The following is a 19,034-nucleotide window of genomic DNA, read 5'->3' as shown; positions in this document are numbered from 1 at the left end:
TATGCGCGTCGTATTAACCGGCGGTGGTACGGGAGGACATATCTACCCAGCACTTGCCGTTGCTAATCAATGTGCTCTTGAGGAGCCTAACTCTGAATTTCTATACATCGGCGGACAGAAAGGTTTGGAGAGTTCGATCGTGCCGAAGGCGGATATCGCTTTTAAGTCGATTGAGATCACAGGCTTTCGCCGTAAATTATCTTTTGAAAATGTGAAAACCGTCATGCGCTTCCTAAAAGGCGTTCAACAATCCAAGCAGATGCTGCGTGAGTTCAAACCGGATGTTGTGATCGGCACAGGTGGATATGTATGCGGTCCGGTCGTATATGCGGCCGCGAAGCTAGGCATTCCATCGATGATCCATGAGCAGAATGCAGTTCCGGGATTGACGAATCGCTTTTTGAGCAAGTATGTAGATACCGTAGCCGTAAGCTTCGAGGAATCAGTGTCCTTGTTCCCGGGAAGCAAGCATGTCATCTATACAGGAAATCCGCGTGCGACTACGGTCGTATCAGCGAATAAGAATAAGGGGTATGAATCATTGGGCGTGTCCAAGGACCGTCCAATTGTGGTGCTCGTGGGCGGAAGTCAAGGAGCGAGAGCCATCAATGAGGCGATGGTGCAAATGGCCGCAGAATTGAATAAATTGCCCGACATTACCTTCGTCTATGTAACAGGCAACAACTATTACGAACCAACGCTGAAATCGATTAAGGGCAAGCTGGGCAGTCTGCCTGGTAATTTATTGATTCTCCCTTATATTCACAATATGCCGGAGGTGCTTGCAGCAACCTCTCTGATCGTTAACCGGGCCGGAGCTTCCTTCCTGGCGGAGATTACTTCGCTTGGCTTACCTTCTATCCTGATTCCTTCGCCGAATGTGACGAACAACCATCAGGAGAAGAACGCCAGATCCCTGGAGAAAGCTGGGGCGGCCGAAGTGATCCTGGAGCCGGAGCTGACCGGCCAAGGACTGTTCGAAGGCATCAGGCGGATTATGAAGGATGCCAACTTGCATACGGCGATGTCTGCCGCATCACGCGGCCTTGGCAAGCCGGATTCGGCACAATTGATTGTGGCCGAGATGAAGAGGTTGTCAAGCAAACGGGCAAAGGCCTAGAAACGGACCCTTGCACGGAATGTAACAGCCATCCGAGACGAGCCTGTCAGCAGCGAACTGGGCGATTGTCACACTCTAGAGCAGAAAGGCATAAGATACCCTATACATCGTGACAATCGTTAGAAGAAAGTTCAAAAAGTCCACCTGCTATAGCCTTCTCGCTGCTGAAAAACGGACTTTTTTGAACACTCGCTTAATGCGACCGTACAGGAGGGAGCGTTCTTGGCAAGTTCAGCTTGGCTGCAGGCAGTGTCTGGTGTCCATGGCAATTCATACGCCTGGGACGAAAGGGTTGCCGATAAGGTCGGCCCATGTGCAGGATCAAAGGGGGACTATAGGATGCAGCAATGGCTCATGGAATTATCGCAGCTTGATGTCGGAGAGATCCTGCCGGACGAACCCATGTCCAGATACACGACATGGAAGATTGGCGGCCCAGCAGATGCCCTGATCATTCCTGAAAATGCAGAACAATTAGCCTGTCTTATGACCACACTGCACCAGCAGCAGATTCCCTGGATGATGATCGGCAAGGGCTCCAATATGCTTGTCTCTGATAAGGGCATCCGCGGCGCGGTGATCAAGCTCGGGAAGGAATTCGAAGAGATCCGGTTTAATGGCAATGAAGCCTGGGCCGGAGGCGGCGCTTCTTTCGTCCGATTGAGCATTATGGCAGGCAAGCAGGGCTTGACTGGTCTGGAATTCGCAGGAGGCATTCCCGGCACGGTGGGAGGAGCTGTCTACATGAACGCTGGCGCTCACGGGTCTGATTTGTCACGCATTTTCAAATCCGCTGAAATTGTTCTGGAGACAGGTGAATTGGTGACCTGCAATGCGGAGGATATGAGGTTCTCTTACCGCCATTCTAAACTGCAGGAGCAACCTGGCATTGTCATACGTGCCTGCCTTGAGCTTAAGGAAGGTGACCGTCTAGAAATTGCGGCCGCGATGGCTGCGTATAAAGACCGTCGCCGGAAGACCCAGCCGTTGCAGCAACCGTGCGCGGGCAGTGTATTCCGCAATCCGCCGGGTGATTATTCCGCTAGGCTGATTGAGGCGGCGGGATTAAAGGGACTGCGTGTAGGCGGGGCCGAAGTATCCAGGCTGCATGCCAATTTCATCATCAATACCGGGCAAGCAACAGCAGGGGACGTTCTTTCGCTTATGGAGCAGATTAAAGACACCATCGCCTCGAAATATGGGGTTCGATTGGTGCCTGAGGTATTCTTCGTGGGCGAACGGTAAACTCGGAGGTGATACATTGGACAAATTGGTGATCGAAGGCGGGAGGCCCTTGTCGGGATCCATACGTATCCATGGAGCGAAAAATGCCGCACTGCCTATAATGGCTGCCAGCCTGATGTGTGAGGGTCAGGTGCAGCTTCGCAATGTCCCTCGTCTGCTCGATATTGATGTGATGCTCGGCATACTGAGCCGACTGGGATGTGTAGCAGTTCAGCAAGGTGATACCGTTAACCTTGACACCAGTGGCGCCAATTCCAGCCATGTGCCGGAAGACTTGATGAAGCAAATGAGATCGTCTATTTTCCTCATGGGTCCTTTGCTGGCTCGATTCGGTGAGGTTTGCATCTATCAGCCCGGTGGGTGCGCGATTGGGGAAAGAAAGATAGATTTGCATTTACGGGGGCTTGCGGCGCTCGGAGCAAAAATTGAAGAGAATGATCATCAAATATGGTGCAGGGCCGCCAGGTTGATTGGCAATGATATTCATCTGGACTTCCCCAGCGTCGGGGCGACGGAGAATATTATGATGGCCGCAGCGCTTGCGGAAGGAACATCCGTCATTACCAATGCTGCACGAGAACCTGAAATTCAGGATCTGCAGCGCTTCTTGAATATGATGGGGGCTAACATTATCGGCGCCGGAACAGACACGATAACGATTCAGGGGGTTGCTTCCCTCGAGCCTTGCGAGTATGAGATTATCCCTGACCGGATTGTCGCAGGAACCGCGTTAATCGCGGCGGCGGCAACGCGGGGAAGCATAACGGTGACACACAGCAATCCTGCCCATTTAACATCACTAATTCATGTGCTGCGCCGCTCTGGTGTTCAAATAGGTGCAGACAATGATATAATATCCGTGAGCAGCAATGGAAGGCCCAAAGCGGTTGAGAAGATCACTACTTCTCCCTATCCTTCCTTTCCGACGGATCTTCAGTCACAGGTGATGGTGCTGCTGTCTCTTGCGGATGGACTTAGCCTGATGAAAGAGACGGTCTTCGAAGGCAGGCTCAGGCATGTCGATGAACTAGTGCGGATGGGAGCCGATATTTCGGTCGATCTGAATACGGCATTCATACGCGGTGTACCCAGATTATACGGAGCGACAGTGGAAGCGACCGATCTGCGAGCAGGTGCCGCATTGGTCATTGCCGGTCTTGCCGCACAGGGCAAGACGGTGGTGGAACAGATTCACCATATCGATCGTGGATACGAACACATTGAGCAGATGTTTGGGCGGCTGGGGGGCGTTATGCGCCGGGAAAATACCGCGCTGAAACAATTGGACCTAGCTTAATAGATTTGGTGCCTGGATTCCCCTCCTGTGGAGGGGATATAAGGCTTTGGTACTGAAAACGGGCCTTGTTGAACATGTCATTGAAAGTTGTCTGCATTTGGAAACCTTAGCTTATGGTAGTATCGCAATGATGTTTATACTAAGAATAGTATTTTACGGAGAAAGAAAATATGATATTAAAAGTAAATGTGCCTATTCTTAAAGAGCCGAGACCGAAAAAGAAAAGCAGCCGTAAAATTATGGTGATTCTCATTTTTTTGTTTATTGCCATCCTAAGCGTCCTTTTTTTTCGCTCCTCATTAAGTAAAATCTCGGACATCAAGTTTCAAGGCAATATATTTGCGACTGAGAAAGAGATGCTGAGTATCAGCGGCCTTGAGCTCGGTGCGCCTTTCTTCGGGACTAGCTCTGACAAGATTGAAGCAAGGCTGGCCGAGCTTCCGTCAATCGAGACGGCCACGGTTAAGAAGTCGTTCCCCGGAACTATAACAATCACGATCAAGGAGTACCCTCTGGCCGCCTATCAGTTAATTTCGGATGGCTCGCTCAAGGGCTTCCTGGCGAATGGGACTGTTATCGAGCTGAAGAATGGGACGATGCCGATGGAGAAGCCCATATTGACGGGGTGGAAGTCCGATGATCCTAATCTAGGCAAGCTATGCACGGCATTGGCGCAAATTCCGGACTCGCTGACTTCGGATATTTCCGAGATTACGCCCTCGCCAACACTGTCTTATCCTGACCGGATCAAGATTTATACCAGATCTCATTTTGAGGTGATATCGGCGATCTCGCTGCTGCCGGCCAAGGTTGAATATATGAATATGATTCTGGAAGTTCAGGACCCTGGGACATTAACAATGCTGGAGGCCGATTCCTATGTACCTTACAGCCAGGATGCAAGCCAGGACGGCAGTGAAAATGATACTACTCATCAGTGACGATCAATGGTAAAATACATTTTATGGACAAGTTTCCTTTCTCCTTCTTTTTTCTTTATGTTTTTGCATCATTGGCGATTGCGATAAGCCGCGTGTATAGTATTTGTATAGACGGGTTTGCATTCGTCCTGCTTGTAAAACTTGGAGAACAAAAAATTTGTAGAAAAAAGAGGGAAAGGTTAACTGACGTTGAATTATTTAGAGAGTATATTTTTCATGCTATTATATTTATTTGGAAATAGGAGGTGCCAAGGGCTTGAGCAACAATGACATCATTGTTAGTTTGGACATCGGTACATCCAAAGTTCGTGCTATTATAGGGGAAATTAATAATGGATCCTTTAATATTATTGGGGTTGGATCTGCCGACTCGGAAGGTATTCGCAAAGGTGCGATTGTAGATATTGACCAGACCGTACAATCGATTCGCAGTGCTGTGGATCACGCGGAACGGATGGTAGGTATTCAAATATCAGAAGTATACGTCGGCATTTCGGGTAACCATATCGGACTCCAAACGAGCCATGGAGTAGTAGCCGTACAAAATGAAGACCGGGAAATCGGTGAGGAAGATATTGAGCGTGTTCTTAAGGCAGCGGAAGTGATTGCTCTGCCGCCGGAGCGGGAGATTATCGATGTAGTCGCCAAACAATATGTAGTTGACGGTCTGGAAGAAATTAAAGATCCACGTGGAATGATTGGCGTTCGCCTTGAGGTAGAAGCTACGATTATTACCGGTAGCAAGACAGCGATACATAATTTGCTTCGCTGTGTCGAGAAGGCGGGACTGAAAATTCACGATCTGGTATTGCTGTCCCTGGGGGCCGGTCAACTTGCTTTATCCAAAGACGAGAAAACGATGGGCTCTGTGCTGGTAGACATCGGTGCCGGGTCCACAACGATCGCTGTGTTTGAAGGCGGCACGATCGTTGCGACATCCACGCTTCCGATTGGGGGAGAATTTATAACAAATGATATTGCTTACGGACTCCGCACACTGACGGATCAGGCGGAGAAGGTTAAGCTGAAGTACGGTTGTGCCTCGATTGAAGATGCCGCGCCAGACATCACGTTTAAAGTAACGAGGATCGGCAGCAATGTGGACAAGGAATTCACACAGGAGGATCTTGCCGCGATCGCCGAGCCTAGGGTACAAGAAATTTTTCAATTAATTCGTGATGAAGTAAGGCGACTCGGATATAGCGATATGCCCGGAGGATACATTCTTACGGGTGGCACGTCATCGATGCCAGGCTTGCTAAAGGTTGCTCAGGACGAATTGTCGACCTCTGTGCGGATTGCTGTACCCGATTATATCGGTGTTCGGGATCCAGGCTTTACGGGTGGTGTCGGAATTCTCTATAAAGTCATCAAGAATATTCGCATTCGCAGCAATGCAAGCCCTAAGAAAGTTACAAACCGCACTAAACCTGTATCCGCGCAGGAAGCAACACGGAAGACAGGGATTATGGAACGTTTGAAAAACCTATTTAGTGAATTCATATAATTGGTTCAGAGGATTGGACGAGCCATCCATGCACAATGAGGGGGAGATGGAAGAGTATGTTAGAATTTGATTTTGAAATGGAGAGCTTGGCTCAAATTAAAGTCATCGGTGTAGGCGGCGGCGGCAGCAACGCTGTGAACCGAATGATCGAGAATGGAGTGCAGGGCGTAGAATTCATTACTGTGAATACGGACGCCCAAGCCTTGCATTTGGCTAAATCCGAGCATAAATTGCAGATTGGGGATAAGCTGACGCGTGGTCTTGGCGCTGGAGCCAACCCGGAAGTAGGCAAAAAGGCTGCGGAAGAATCCCGTGATTTGATTGCTAATACTTTGAAGGGCGCCGATATGGTGTTCGTTACAGCGGGGATGGGCGGAGGTACCGGTACTGGTGCAGCTCCTGTGATCGCTGAGATTGCCAAGGAGTGCGGCGCACTGACCGTTGGCGTCGTGACTCGTCCGTTTACCTTCGAAGGACGCAAGCGTTCCTCGCATGCTGAGACGGGAATCGAAGCTTTAAAAGAGAAGGTAGACACGCTGATCGTTATTCCAAACGACCGCCTTCTCGAGATCGTCGACAAGAAGACTCCAATGCTGGAAGCGTTCCGCGAGGCTGATAATGTATTGCGTCAAGCGGTACAGGGCATCTCTGACCTGATCGCTGTACCAGGCTTGATCAACCTTGACTTCGCTGACGTGAAGACGATTATGACGGAGCGTGGATCAGCGCTGATGGGGATCGGTCTGGCTACAGGCGAGAACCGTGCGGCTGAAGCTGCGCGCAAGGCGATTATGAGCCCGCTGCTGGAAACCTCAATCGAGGGCGCCCGTGGCGTTATTATGAATATTACAGGCGGTTCCAACCTGTCCCTGTATGAGGTTAATGAAGCGGCCGAGATCGTTATCTCTGCTTCAGATCCAGAAGTGAATATGATCTTTGGTGCTATTATCGATGAAAGCTTGAAGGAAGAGATTAAAGTAACGGTTATCGCAACAGGCTTCGAGAGCAAACCTGCTGCGAATCCGGGACGCGTGAATCCGGCGGGCAATGTCTCTGAGGTGCAGGAGAACCGTTCGAACAATGCGCTTCGTCCATTCGGACACCAGAACAACTCGGATCAATTGGATATTCCGACATTCCTTCGCAATCGCTCCCGCAAGGAGTAGCTAACCTGAATAATAAGTCTTCCCCAAAGACCTTATCCCTTTTTAAAGTGGATAGGGTCTTTTTTTATTTTCATTCTATAGATGTCGAACTAAAAAGATCAAGGTAAGAGTCAAAAGGCTTCGATATTCAATTAAGAAGAGAAGCTTTAATTATCGAAACTTGGTAACGTATATAAAACCGCCTCTTTTATTGCTGTGTCGCGGCAAAATCTAGCGGATCGATGGGCTCGACAAAATTAGTGCGAACTTTCATTCAATTTTAGACAGACTTCACAGATAGATGCCTATATACTGTTAACCATCTACGTGTTGGAGGTGCTCATTACAGCTTCTGAATGTACGTTATTGCACTGCACTTTCTGACTTATCTCATAGTGTCTAAAGCTACTTTTATGAACAACCTCTTCAAATAGGGAGCTCATAAAGGGCGGTCTTCAGATCGAAGCTTATTCTTTCAATTATGCGTTTTCCGGAACGCTTCAGCCGGATTGAGCTTGGGCCTGCAAGAGCTGACTTGATGAACTGCTTTAGTAGATGGGGAATGGGCAGGTGAAGGGGACTGGTTGTATACATCGATTTAATATTTTTGCTCAATCTGCTAATCGATGCGAGTCTGCTTCTCGTCACTGCCTGGATGAGAAAACAAAAAATCGTGTTCTGGCGGCTCGCGGCTTCGGCTGCATTTGGGGCTGCTTATGTCGTTATGATGTTCTTGCCGGAACTATCATTTCTCTATACCTTCCTGGTGAAGTTTCTATTCTCGGTCGTTATGTTATGGATTGCCTTCGGCTTCGTAAGCTTGCAATCCTATTTGCGAAATTTGGGGGCCTTCTACATGGTCAATTTCGCAGCAGCCGGGGGAATATTGGGAATTCACTATTTGCTGCAAAGCTATGGTGAGGTGTTCAATGGGATTTGGTACTCCGCTTCAGGGGGACTTAGCTTCTCGCTGAAGGTAGGAACGTTATTCATGATTATCGCCTTCATCGCGGTGTTGCTGTGGTTCCGAGGAGTGATGTCCGCTCGCCGCAGATTGGAACGGATCGATACCTGTCTAGCGGAAGTCACTGTAAGAATTGATGATGTAACGATTCGTTGCACAGGGCTGATCGATACCGGCAACCAGCTTAATGACCCCTTTAGTCGTCTGCCGGTTATGGTGATGGAGACCTCGCTCTGGGAGCAATATTTGCCGGACACATCGGGCAGCAGATGGAGTATGGAGAATGCGGACAACCTTATTCTCACCTGGAGTGATGATGAAGCGTTCTTATGGCGTGATCGATTGCGTCTTATCCCTTATCGTGCAGTTGGCAAAGGGACACAGTTTATGATCGCATTGAAGCCCGATGAAGTCTGTGTGATTACAGAGGGGAACAAGGTTATAACGACCCGGGTTCTTATTGGTCTGGACGGAGGAGTTCTATCTTCCGACGGGGTGTACCGGGCGATCATTCATCCGGCACTAACGGAAGGCAAGGAAAGCGGTGAAAGTCCGGTTAAGGCGGCAGGGCCGGATGATAGGAGGACGAATTCTGCCGGCTAAAACAGGAACGGTACATGGGAGGATCAGGAACATGCGTGTAAAGTGGAAGTTGATCTTGCAGCTGCAGTACTATCGGATGTTATTTATATTAGGACTCAAGAGTGAAGAAATCTATTACATCGGTGGAAGCGAAGCTCTGCCACCTCCATTGACGCGTGAGGAAGAGGAGTACTTATTGGAACGTCTCCCTTCAGGGGATTCGGCGATTAGATCGATGCTGATCGAACGCAACCTGCGGCTTGTTGTCTATATTGCCAGAAAGTTTGAGAATACAGGTATTAACATTGAAGATCTTGTCTCGATCGGGGCGATTGGATTAATCAAAGCGGTCAATACGTTTGATCCAGAGAAGAAGATAAAGCTAGCTACCTATGCCTCTCGCTGTATTGAGAATGAAATATTAATGTATTTGCGCCGCAATAGCAAGATCCGTACGGAGGTGTCTTTCGATGAACCGTTGAATATCGACTGGGACGGCAACGAGCTGCTCTTGTCGGATGTGCTCGGTACGGAGAATGATACGATCTATCGAAACATCGAAGAGCAGGTAGACCGCAAGCTGCTTCATAAGGCGCTTGATAAACTGAGCGACCGGGAGAGGATGATTATGGAGCTGAGATTTGGTCTGGTAGATGGCGATGAGAAGACGCAGAAGGATGTTGCTGATCTTTTGGGCATCTCCCAGTCCTATATTTCGAGGCTGGAGAAGCGCATTATTAAGCGGCTGCGTAAGGAATTTAACAAAATGGTATAGCTCAAAGGGGGCATCCCGAGGTTAAGCTTCTCCTTCCGGAGGAGGAATAAAAATACAGTCCAAGGAGATACTTATCATTAATGTTTCTCCTTGGGAGGTAAGACACGATGACCCGTAACAAAGTCGAGATTTGCGGTGTGGATACCGCAAAATTGCCCGTTCTAACCAACGCGGAAATGCGTGAATTGTTCCACTCTTTACAGCAGGATCACGTAAGATCAGCCAGAGAAAAGTTAGTGAATGGCAACCTCAGACTCGTGCTGAGTGTCATCCAGCGTTTCAACAATCGGGGGGAGTATGTAGACGATCTGTTTCAAGTCGGCTGCATCGGACTTATGAAAGCCATCGATAATTTTGATTTATCGCAGAACGTCAAATTCTCAACCTATGCTGTGCCGATGATAATCGGTGAGATTCGCCGCTATCTGCGCGACAACAATCCGATCCGTGTATCGCGCAGCCTGCGTGACATCGCCTACAAGGCGCTGCAGATGCGGGATAGCCTAACGAACCAGAATTCACGTGAACCGACGATATTTGAAATATCCGAAGCACTCGGATTACCTAAGGAAGATGTTGTGTTTGCACTTGATGCGATTCAGGACCCCGTCTCATTGTTCGAGCCCATCTATCATGATGGGGGCGACCCGATCTATGTGATGGACCAGATTAGCGACGATCGGAACAAGGATGTGTCATGGATTGAGGAGATCGCCTTGCGCGAAGCGATGCAGCGGCTAGGCAATCGCGAGAAGATGATTCTGTCGATGCGCTTCTTTGAAGGCAAGACACAGATGGAGGTAGCTGATGAGATCGGAATCTCACAGGCCCAAGTATCGAGACTGGAGAAATCCGCCATCTTACAAATGCAGAAGCATGTAAAGTCTTAACTTATGTAATAAGACCCCTGTTGTACAAGGGGTCTTTTCTATTTTGCGGCTTGTACATCATTATGGGCAGTGCTTTTCTGTACGTCCGGCTCATATGATATAGGAGCGAGAGGCTGTGGCGAGGGGGCGCAGGCAGTATGGAAAATGTAGTGAGGGCGAGTATGAAGATCTCCGACTTTCAGACAAAGGAAGTTATCAATGTGATTGACGGGAAGAGACTGGGTCATATTAGTGACCTGGAGCTTGATCTTCGCCAGGGGATCATTGAGGCGATCGTAATCCCTGTTAACACGAAGTTCATGGGCATATTCGGAGGAGGCGCCGATCTTGTTATTCCATGGAAGAACATCGTCAAGATCGGGGCGGATGTCGTATTGGTGAAAATGGATGAATTGCGAGAGCCTAAAGTTCAACAGCAGTATGAGACAACCGTCTATATCGAACGGGACGGAAGAGCCGAGCGCCGCAGCTAACCGCTGCGGCTTTGTTTTGAGCCGGGGAGTGTCTAATTATGTTACACTGTAATAGTCTAATAGTGTGCGTGTATCAAAAAGCCGGTTTTCAGCACCGAGAAGGTTGGATAAAGCCAGGGGCAGAGGAACGGAGCGTACGTAGTTTGTACGAGAGTACCGGAAGGCCCGGCTGAATTCAAGATTCGATGTCGAATAAGAGCTATCAGTATTACATCGAGATCAAAAGCGGTTTTTTGAATAACCACATTAAAATGAAGGTTCAAAAAGCCGGTTTTCAGCACCGAGAAGGTTGGATAAAGCCAGGGGCAGAGGAACGGAGCGTACGTAGTTTGTACGAGAGTACCGGAAGGCCCGGCTGAATTCAAGATTCGATGTCGAATAAGCTATCAGTATTACATCGAGATCAAAGGCGGTTTTTTGAATAACCTCTAAATATGGGTATGAGATGAGTGAGGGGATGAATGATGGAACCATATATCAGCAACGATAATGGACAACAACCCGAGAGATACGAGCTGCATTCCTGGCAGCTCAGGATGCCCGACTTGAGCGCGGGCTTTAGCGGAAGACACGGCGGGGTAAGTAAAGCCCCTTATGATAGTCTTAATTTGGCCCTTCACGTTAATGACGATCCGGAGGCGGTCCTGCAGAACCGGAGCTTACTTGCCGAATCGCTTGGATTTGAAGCGGAGTCTTGGACCTGTGGGCAGCAGGTGCATGGGAATCGAGTGGCTGTGGTGCGCGCAGACGATCGTGGGAAGGGCTATCGAGACCTGGCAGGTGCCTTGCAGGATTGTGACGGACTCGTTACAAATGTCCCAGGAATTCTTTTGACGTCTTTTTATGCAGACTGTGTTCCGCTATATTTTATCGATCCCGTCAAGCGGGCTGTGGCGCTTGCCCATGCAGGCTGGAAGGGAACGGTATTGCGTATTGCTGAAGCCGTAATCGGCACGATGAAGAGTGAGTTCGGCTCTGCTGTGAACGATATTCATGCGGCTATTGGTCCCAGCATTGGGGAATGCTGTTACGAGGTTGATGACGTGGTAATGGCCAGGGTCAGGGAGACGCTTGGAGAGATCGGGGCGTCCGGATTGATTACAGATGTGGCCCATACATCACAAAATGAAGGAAAGTTCATGCTGAACTTGAAAGAATTGAATCGAATCATTATGATAAAAGCAGGAATATTGCCGACTCATATCGAATGTACATCATGGTGTACGAGCTGTCATCATGATAAATTCTTTTCTTATCGCAAGGATCAAGGGATAACGGGGAGAATGGCGAGTTGGATTGGCATGAAAGAGAGGTGATCCTTTCTTGTCACTTCAAGATCGGATACAGCATGTAGAAGAACGCATCAAAGCGGCCTGCGACCGCAGTGGACACAACCGCAACGACGTAAATATCGTCGCCGTAACCAAATATGTGTCAGTTGAGATGACGCAAACCGTGCTTGACCATGGGATTCTCCATATTGGAGAGAATCGTCCGCAGAATGCGATCCCCAAATGGGAAGCCCTGCAAGGCCGGGGAACATGGCATTTTATCGGCCACCTGCAAAGCAGAAAGGTTAAGGATGTCGTAGGCAAATTTAAATATATCCATTCTTTGGACCGGATTTCGCTGGCAGAGGAAGTGGACAAGCGGGCGGCAGCAAGCGGCATAGAAGTGCTCGCTTTTGTACAAGTGAATGTATCAGGAGAATCTACTAAGCAAGGGCTTGAACCTGGCGAGGTCGAGGCTTTTCTGCAGGAAATGGAAAGATATCCTCACATTAAGGTCATCGGGCTTATGACGATGGCTCCTGTTGAGGAAGATCCGGAACTGACCCGGCCCGTATTTCGCAGGCTTCGTGAATTGCGCGATGAGCTTAATACTAAGAAGGTTACACGTGAGCCGATGACTGAACTATCGATGGGAATGTCAGGTGATTTTGAAATAGCGATTGAAGAGGGAGCAACCTGGGTACGCCTCGGTACTATTTTAGTGGGGAAAGGGGAGGAAGAATAATGGGAGTTATGAATCGATTTATGAATTTCTTAGGACTCCAGGAAGAAGAAGAAATTGTGGAACGCGAAGGAATTTCTCAGTTGGAAGAGCCTGAGTATGAAACCCCCAGCTTTGAAACCCGTAAGAATCAGAGAGGAAATAACGTGGTTAGCATCCATTCGCAAAAAAATGTGAAAATGGTACTGTATGAACCAAGATCTTATGACGAAGCGCAGGAAATTGCCGATCATTTGCGGTCTCACCGCTCTGTCGTTGTTAATTTGCAGCGCGTCCGTAACGATCAGGCCATGCGGATCATCGATTTTCTCAGTGGTACCATCTATGCCTTGAGCGGCAGTATTTCAAAGATAGGCGGCAATATTTTCTTGTGTACGCCAGATACTGTTGAAATTCAGGGAGCGATTACTGAGATACTATCTGAGGAAATAGACTATAACAGAATAACGAGGTGATGACAGCTTGTCTTCAGTAGCAATCAATAACGTTGTATGGATAGCGTATAATATTTATTTCACTATGATTTTTGTGTACATTTTGATGTCCTGGCTTCCTAATGCTCGTGATAGCTTTATCGGTGAATTGCTGGGGAAATTAGTAGAGCCGTTCCTGGCTCCTTTCCGCAGATTTATTCCCCCGATTATGGGGATGATTGATATTTCCCCGATTGTTGCCTTGTTTGTGCTTCGTCTGGCGGCCGTAGGACTAACCAGTGTACTCAACTATGTGTTCGTTGGGTAGTGGCGCCAATGAAGATCGAAGTTTATGAGCATTTCAAGCCAGAGGAGCGCCAATTTGTCGATCGCGCCTCCGAATGGGTCGTTAATGCCGGGGAATACCATGAAGTCAAGCTGACTGACTTTTTGGATCCGCGGCAATGTTTTATATTGGAGTCATTGGCCAATCGCCATCCGGATGTCGCTGTGCGGATAGATGGCGGCTATGAAGGCGCGGAGAGGTGCCGCGCCTTCATAGCTCCGGATTATAGGGAGCTGGAGCATGAGCCAATGAAGATGAAGGTGCTTAACATCACTTCAGGCGATCAGAAATTTATAACCCTGCAGCATGGTGATTACCTGGGCGCTATCCTCGGTCTGGGACTTAAACGGGATAAAATCGGGGATATCCAGGTGCATGAAGACGGCTGTCAGGTCGTCGTAACGGAAGAGATCGTCGACTATCTTGATCTTCATTTGCGCCAGGTGCACCGGATTGGAGTTATGACTGAAGTGATGGAGCTGTCAGCGCTAAAGCCCGTGAATGCTGAACTGCAGGAGATGGATCTGACCGTTGCTTCATTGCGTCTCGATGGAATCGTCAGTGATGTATTTCGTTTGAGCCGCAGTAAAATACTGGTGCCCATCAAGGCTGGCCGCTGCCGGGTGAACTGGAAGACCGAGGAGGATCCTTCGGCTCCTTTAAAGGCCGGCGATATTGTCGCGCTGCAAGGATTTGGCCGTTTCAAAGTATTGGAGGCAGACGGAGTGACAAAAAAAGGCAGACTTCGTGTGAAAATTGGCAAATTTGTGTGACTCGCTAGCAGGAGATCGGGGATTGTTGTCGAAATTGTCTAAACCCAGAAAATGATTTGTCCGATTGTATATTATATAAAGCAAGCGTCTTTCCGAAGAGGAAGGGATCGAATTCTATAGGAGGTGCGGTTATGCCATTAACACCGCTGGATATACATAACAAGGAGTTTTCCAGACGGATTCGCGGTTATGATGAGGATGAAGTTAATGAATTTCTGGATCAGGTCATTAAAGATTATGAAATTGTAATTAGAGAGAATAAAGAGCTTCACAACCAGCTGCTCTCGATGCAAGATAAGCTTGATCATTTTGCCAACATCGAGGAGACGCTGAGCAAGACGATTATCGTCGCTCAGGAAGCGGCCGATGAAGTGAAGAATAATGCCAAGAAGGAATCGCAGCTTATCGTGAAGGAAGCGGAGAAGAACGCTGACCGGATCGTGAATGAAGCATTGGCGAAGTCTCGCAGGATCGCAATGGAAGTAGAAGAGCTGAAGAAGCAGGCCTCCATCTATCGGGCAAGATTCCGCACTCTGGTAGAAGCTCAACTCGATCTGTTAAGCGGGGATGGTTGGGATACGCTAGAGACTCGCGAGCTGGAACGTTCATATGAAGGTGAACGGGAGCGAGAGCGTGAACGTGAAGCCAAGGAAATCTACTAGGAGTCGTTCAGTTGAATCTGCGTATTCTGTATGCCTGGCAGGTTGACATCCGAATGACAATAAGTTATATATAATATCATATTGTGCAGCTGCTGCACACCAATTGAATCAGACATTTGATGATGGGAACAAGTACGTTGCGTATTTGATCTGCAGAGAGTTGGCATAGGCTGAGAGCCAATGTTCAGGACGCAGGCGGAATATCCTCCCGGAGAAGCAGGGCTGAAGTAGAATTTTAGAAAGTAAGCCTTTGCCGGCGGTCGGCCGTTATACCGAACCCATATGCATGTATGGAGCTGAGTGTCATAGGCCCGGGCGCAGGAAGGAATTCGTGCGAACGTTGGCATTATGGAACAAGGGTGGTAACGCGAGATAGAGTCTCGTCCCTTTTTGGGGCGGGGCTTTTTTTTATTTTCCATGAAGAAGGGAAGAAAGATTACGATGCAAAAAGTAGATGTCAAAGAAGGAGCGCGCAATCGCGATTTGCGCATCTTGAATAAGTGGACGAAGGAGGATACGTTCAAGCGAAGTATCGAAAATCGTGCTGACCGCCCAAACTATGTTTTGTTCGAGGGGCCTCCCACCGCAAATGGACTGCCGCATATTGGTCATGTGCTCGGACGGGTAATCAAGGACTTTATCGGCAGATATCAGACGATGAAGGGATACCGCGTCGTTCGTAAAGCGGGCTGGGATACACACGGACTGCCGGTCGAGCTTGGCGTGGAGAAGGAGCTTGGCATTTCCGGCAAGCAGGAGATCGAAAATTATGGTGTCGAGGAATTTGTGAAGAAATGTAAGGATAGCGTGTTCGGCTATGAGAAGCAATGGCGCGAATTTACCGAAGCTATCGCTTATTGGACCGATCTGGATCATCCATACATTACGCTGGAAAATAACTATATCGAGAGCGTGTGGAATATCCTGGCCACGATTCACGAGAAAGGCTTGCTCTACCGGGGACATCGCGTCAGCCCTTATTGCCCTTGCTGTCAGACGACACTGAGCTCCCATGAAGTGGCCCAAGGCTATGAGGATGTAAAGGATCTGAGCGCCACAGCCAAATTCAAGCTGGATGACAGTGGTGAATATGTGCTCGCTTGGACGACAACGCCATGGACTTTGCCAGCACACGTTGCTCTGGCGGTGAATCCCGAGATGGAATATGTACGGGTGCAGCAGGAGGATGGAGTATATATTGTTGCCAAGAACCTCGTAGAGAAAGTCATGAAAGGCGACTACAGTATTGTATCAAGCCTTAAGGGAAGCGATTTGGTGGGAAAAACCTATACACCGCCATTCTCTTATATTCAGGCTGACAAAATCAATGTCATCGTCGGTGCTTCTTATGTTACCGATACTAGCGGTACAGGTATCGTCCACATGGCTCCCGCTCACGGTGAGGATGACTATCGGACCTGCCGTGAGAACGGTATTAGCTTCGTTAGTGTAGTGAACGGTCAGGGACGTTACACAGATACCGTGAGCGATTTCGCCGGACGCTTCGTTAAGGATTGTGATCTGGATATCGTCAAAACCCTGTCAGAGAAAGGGCTGCTCTACAGCAAGGAGAAGTATGAGCACAGCTACCCGTTCTGCTGGCGCTGTAAATCCCCATTGCTCTATTATGCGATGGAGAGCTGGTTCATTGAGACGACCGCGGTCAAAGATCAGCTGATCGCTAATAACAACACGGTGCAATGGTATCCTGAGCATATCCGTGACGGGCGCTTCGGCAAATTCCTCGAGGAATTGGTCGATTGGAATATCAGCCGCAACCGTTATTGGGGAACGCCGCTGAATGTTTGGGTCTGCCCGGATTGTGGCGGTCAATTTGCTCCGCATAGTCTTGCTGAACTGCGTGCTCATGCCGTGGGGCAAGTTAGCGAGAACCTGGAGCTTCATAAGCCATATGTGGATGAAGTGAAGGTAAGCTGCCCGCATTGTCAAGGCGGCGTTATGGAACGGACATCGGAAGTTATTGACGTTTGGTTCGACAGCGGCTCCATGCCATTTGCCCAGCATCATTATCCGTTTGAAAATGAGGAGACTTTCGCCAGCCAATTCCCGGCGGATATGATCTGTGAAGGCATTGACCAGACGCGTGGCTGGTTCTACAGCCTGTTGGCCGTGTCGACCCTGTTCACCGGCAAAGCGCCGTATAAATCAGTCATCGCTACAGGGCTTGTCCTTGATGAAAATGGCTTGAAGATGTCGAAATCGAAGGGGAATGTGATTAATCCTTGGGAGATCATTAATGAGCTGGGGACAGATGCTTTCCGCTGGTCGCTGCTGTCCGATAGCGCACCATGGAATAATAAGCGCTTCTCCAAAGGGATTGTAGCCGAAGCCAAGTCCAAAGTGGTGGATACGCTTGTTAATACCCATGCATTCCTGACTCTTTATGCCGGTATTGATGGATACAAGCCGGAGGAGCATCTTTACCGTCCGTCCAGCAACAAGCTGGATCGCTGGGTTCTGTCCAGATTGAACAGCTTGATTCGTCTCGTGGACAAAGGGGTTGCCGTTAACGATTTTGTGAATACGTCAAAAGCGATTGAAAACTTCATCGATGAGCTTAGCAACTGGTATATCCGCCGCTCGCGCGATCGCTTCTGGGGCAGCGGACTCGGGGAAGACAAATTGTCGGCTTATCAGACTTTGACTCATGTGCTGTTGACCTTGTCCAAGCTGATGGCTCCATTCACACCGATGCTGGCTGAGGACATCTTCACTAATCTGGGCGGTGGAGAGAGCGTGCATCTTGCTGATTATCCAGCTTGTGACGAAGCGATGATCGATGAGGCGCTGGAGCAGGATATGGAGACCGCGCGGCAGATCGTCGAGTTGGCACGTAACGTCCGCAATGAGACGGGGATCAAGACGCGTCAACCGCTTTCTAGCTTGATTGTTTCTATAAATCGTGATTTCGCGCTTGCCGAGTACAAAGAGATCATCAAAGATGAGATCAATGTGAAGCAGATCGAAGTTGAGCATAGCGACAGCGGATTTGTTGACTTTACACTTAAGATGAATCTCCGCGTTGCTGGCAAGAAATATGGCAAGAACATCGGCTTCCTGCAGAATCATCTTAAGAATCTGGCTGCTGATCAGACGCGTCAGATCGTTACGGATGGTTATATGAGTATTACTTCTCCTGAAGGTGAGGAGCTTCATATTACTTCCGAGGAATTGCTTGTCGAGAAGCAAGCGAAATCAGGTTTTGCTTCTGCATCAGGCTATGGGTTGACCGTAGCGCTAAACACGGACATTACTGCAGAACTTGAGCAAGAGGGATGGGTACGCGAGGTTGTACGTGCTGTTCAGGATACACGGAAGAAGCTGGACCTGCCGATTGAGAAGAGAGTTCATTTGACGCTGGATGTGGATGATGAGCTGAAGGCAGCGATCGTCGCTTTTGAACATGTGCTTCGTGAGAATGTATTGATCACCGATGTGTCGTTCGGCAAGCCGGCGGGGTCGGAGACGATTGAACTGGGTACGAAGACCATCGGAGTTCACATCGAATCCTAAAATTCCAAAGGCGGAATTTTGAACTTCCTAGTTCAATAAAGGTTCAAACATTCCGGTTTTCAGCACCGAGAAGGTTGGATGAAGCTAGGAGTAGAGGAGCGGAGCGTACGCAGTTTGTACGAGAGCACCGGAGACCCCGGCTGAATTCAAGATTCGAAGTCGAACAAACTTACAGTGTTACTTCGTGATCAAAAGCGGAATTTTGAACTTCCTAGTTCAATAAAGGTTCAAACATTCCGGTTTTCAGCACCGAGAAGGTTGGATGAAGCTAGGGGTAGAGGAGTGGAGCGTACGCAGTTTGTACGAGAGCACCGGAGACCCCGGCTGAATTCAAGATTCGAAGTCGAACAGCCT

17 protein-coding genes and 1 other annotated feature are annotated in these 19,034 nt (G+C 48.8%); all 17 genes read left to right on the top strand.

Translation table 11 applies throughout. The annotated features are described in order from the left end of the window. Window position 1: 1 nt before the first annotated feature. The 17 genes from murG to ileS all read left to right on the top strand — a co-directional run bounded on the left by murG (window position 2) and on the right by ileS (window position 18,680). Window positions 2–1,120, top strand: coding sequence for an undecaprenyldiphospho-muramoylpentapeptide beta-N-acetylglucosaminyltransferase (gene murG, locus BN1360_RS22265; RefSeq protein ID WP_068782046.1), 1,119 nt, complete (start codon window positions 2–4; stop codon window positions 1,118–1,120). A 339-nt stretch (window positions 1,121–1,459) separates the two neighbouring features. Then, window positions 1,460–2,365 (top strand): UDP-N-acetylmuramate dehydrogenase, encoded by a 906-nt coding sequence (gene murB, locus BN1360_RS22260; RefSeq protein WP_068782522.1) that lies wholly within the window; start codon window positions 1,460–1,462, stop codon window positions 2,363–2,365. Between the two features lie 16 nt (window positions 2,366–2,381). Next, window positions 2,382–3,662 (top strand): UDP-N-acetylglucosamine 1-carboxyvinyltransferase, encoded by a 1,281-nt coding sequence (gene murA / locus BN1360_RS22255; RefSeq protein ID WP_068782045.1) that lies wholly within the window; start codon window positions 2,382–2,384, stop codon window positions 3,660–3,662. 173 nt (window positions 3,663–3,835) lie between these two features. Beyond that, the gene (locus BN1360_RS22250; RefSeq protein WP_372775448.1) at window positions 3,836–4,603 is read left to right on the top strand and encodes a cell division protein FtsQ/DivIB; all 768 of its coding nucleotides are present in this window, start codon (window positions 3,836–3,838) and stop codon (window positions 4,601–4,603) included. A 256-nt stretch (window positions 4,604–4,859) separates the two neighbouring features. After that, complete coding sequence (gene ftsA / locus BN1360_RS22245) at window positions 4,860–6,110, top strand: cell division protein FtsA (protein ID WP_068782042.1); 1,251 nt, start codon at window positions 4,860–4,862, stop codon at window positions 6,108–6,110. Window positions 6,111–6,166: 56 nt separating this feature from the next. Then, window positions 6,167–7,276, top strand: coding sequence for a cell division protein FtsZ (gene ftsZ, locus BN1360_RS22240; RefSeq protein ID WP_068782041.1), 1,110 nt, complete (start codon window positions 6,167–6,169; stop codon window positions 7,274–7,276). Between the two features lie 559 nt (window positions 7,277–7,835). Next, window positions 7,836–8,822, top strand: a complete 987-nt coding sequence (gene spoIIGA / locus BN1360_RS22235; protein ID WP_068782040.1) for a sigma-E processing peptidase SpoIIGA — start codon at window positions 7,836–7,838, stop codon at window positions 8,820–8,822. 31 nt (window positions 8,823–8,853) lie between these two features. Then, window positions 8,854–9,576 (top strand): RNA polymerase sporulation sigma factor SigE, encoded by a 723-nt coding sequence (gene sigE, locus BN1360_RS22230; protein ID WP_068782039.1) that lies wholly within the window; start codon window positions 8,854–8,856, stop codon window positions 9,574–9,576. A 107-nt stretch (window positions 9,577–9,683) separates the two neighbouring features. Continuing rightward, the gene (sigG, locus tag BN1360_RS22225; protein ID WP_068782038.1) at window positions 9,684–10,466 is read left to right on the top strand and encodes an RNA polymerase sporulation sigma factor SigG; all 783 of its coding nucleotides are present in this window, start codon (window positions 9,684–9,686) and stop codon (window positions 10,464–10,466) included. Window positions 10,467–10,603: 137 nt separating this feature from the next. Further along, window positions 10,604–10,939 carry a YlmC/YmxH family sporulation protein gene (locus BN1360_RS22220; protein ID WP_068782037.1) on the top strand — a complete coding sequence of 112 codons (336 nt, stop codon included), beginning with the start codon at window positions 10,604–10,606 and terminating at the stop codon, window positions 10,937–10,939. A 464-nt stretch (window positions 10,940–11,403) separates the two neighbouring features. Beyond that, on the top strand, window positions 11,404–12,255 hold the full coding sequence (gene pgeF / locus BN1360_RS22215) for a peptidoglycan editing factor PgeF (protein WP_068782036.1): 852 nt from the start codon (window positions 11,404–11,406) through the stop codon (window positions 12,253–12,255). 7 nt (window positions 12,256–12,262) lie between these two features. Continuing rightward, window positions 12,263–12,955 (top strand): YggS family pyridoxal phosphate-dependent enzyme, encoded by a 693-nt coding sequence (locus tag BN1360_RS22210; RefSeq protein WP_068782035.1) that lies wholly within the window; start codon window positions 12,263–12,265, stop codon window positions 12,953–12,955. Next, a complete protein-coding gene (locus BN1360_RS22205) occupies window positions 12,955–13,407 on the top strand; it encodes a cell division protein SepF (RefSeq protein WP_068782034.1) in 453 nt (150 codons plus the stop codon). Before BN1360_RS22210 ends, BN1360_RS22205 begins: the two co-directional genes overlap by 1 nt. A 7-nt stretch (window positions 13,408–13,414) precedes the next feature. Continuing rightward, window positions 13,415–13,693 (top strand): YggT family protein, encoded by a 279-nt coding sequence (locus BN1360_RS22200; RefSeq protein WP_082790169.1) that lies wholly within the window; start codon window positions 13,415–13,417, stop codon window positions 13,691–13,693. 8 nt (window positions 13,694–13,701) lie between these two features. Then, window positions 13,702–14,484, top strand: a complete 783-nt coding sequence (locus BN1360_RS22195; RefSeq protein WP_068782033.1) for a YlmH family RNA-binding protein — start codon at window positions 13,702–13,704, stop codon at window positions 14,482–14,484. A gap of 131 nt (window positions 14,485–14,615) precedes the next feature. Further along, window positions 14,616–15,146, top strand: coding sequence for a DivIVA domain-containing protein (locus BN1360_RS22190; protein ID WP_068782032.1), 531 nt, complete (start codon window positions 14,616–14,618; stop codon window positions 15,144–15,146). A 110-nt stretch (window positions 15,147–15,256) separates the two neighbouring features. After that, window positions 15,257–15,537 (top strand) — a binding site (T-box leader). Window positions 15,538–15,587: 50 nt separating this feature from the next. Then, window positions 15,588–18,680 carry an isoleucine--tRNA ligase gene (ileS, locus tag BN1360_RS22185; protein ID WP_068782031.1) on the top strand — a complete coding sequence of 1,031 codons (3,093 nt, stop codon included), beginning with the start codon at window positions 15,588–15,590 and terminating at the stop codon, window positions 18,678–18,680. Window positions 18,681–19,034 lie beyond the last annotated feature (354 nt).

The sequence above is a fragment of the Paenibacillus sp. GM2 genome (genome assembly GCF_900069005.2).
GTDB lineage: Bacteria > Bacillota > Bacilli > Paenibacillales > Paenibacillaceae > Fontibacillus.
The sequence above is the reverse complement of the archived record's forward strand: the minus strand, read 5'-3'. Positions and strand labels throughout refer to the sequence as shown.

Excerpts from the sequence above, each read along its gene's own strand:
- murG (WP_068782046.1), top strand. The coding sequence starts at position 2 with ATGCGCGTCGTATTAACCGGCGGTGGTACGGGAGGACATATCTACCCA.
- murB (WP_068782522.1), top strand. The coding sequence starts at position 1,460 with ATGCAGCAATGGCTCATGGAATTATCGCAGCTTGATGTCGGAGAGATC.
- ftsZ (WP_068782041.1), top strand. The coding sequence starts at position 6,167 with ATGTTAGAATTTGATTTTGAAATGGAGAGCTTGGCTCAAATTAAAGTC.
- sigE (WP_068782039.1), top strand. The coding sequence starts at position 8,854 with ATGCGTGTAAAGTGGAAGTTGATCTTGCAGCTGCAGTACTATCGGATG.
- sigG (WP_068782038.1), top strand. The coding sequence starts at position 9,684 with ATGACCCGTAACAAAGTCGAGATTTGCGGTGTGGATACCGCAAAATTG.
- BN1360_RS22220 (WP_068782037.1), top strand. The coding sequence starts at position 10,604 with ATGGAAAATGTAGTGAGGGCGAGTATGAAGATCTCCGACTTTCAGACA.
- pgeF (WP_068782036.1), top strand. The coding sequence starts at position 11,404 with ATGGAACCATATATCAGCAACGATAATGGACAACAACCCGAGAGATAC.
- BN1360_RS22205 (WP_068782034.1), top strand. The coding sequence starts at position 12,955 with ATGGGAGTTATGAATCGATTTATGAATTTCTTAGGACTCCAGGAAGAA.
- BN1360_RS22195 (WP_068782033.1), top strand. The coding sequence starts at position 13,702 with ATGAAGATCGAAGTTTATGAGCATTTCAAGCCAGAGGAGCGCCAATTT.
- BN1360_RS22190 (WP_068782032.1), top strand. The coding sequence starts at position 14,616 with ATGCCATTAACACCGCTGGATATACATAACAAGGAGTTTTCCAGACGG.
- ileS (WP_068782031.1), top strand. The coding sequence starts at position 15,588 with ATGCAAAAAGTAGATGTCAAAGAAGGAGCGCGCAATCGCGATTTGCGC.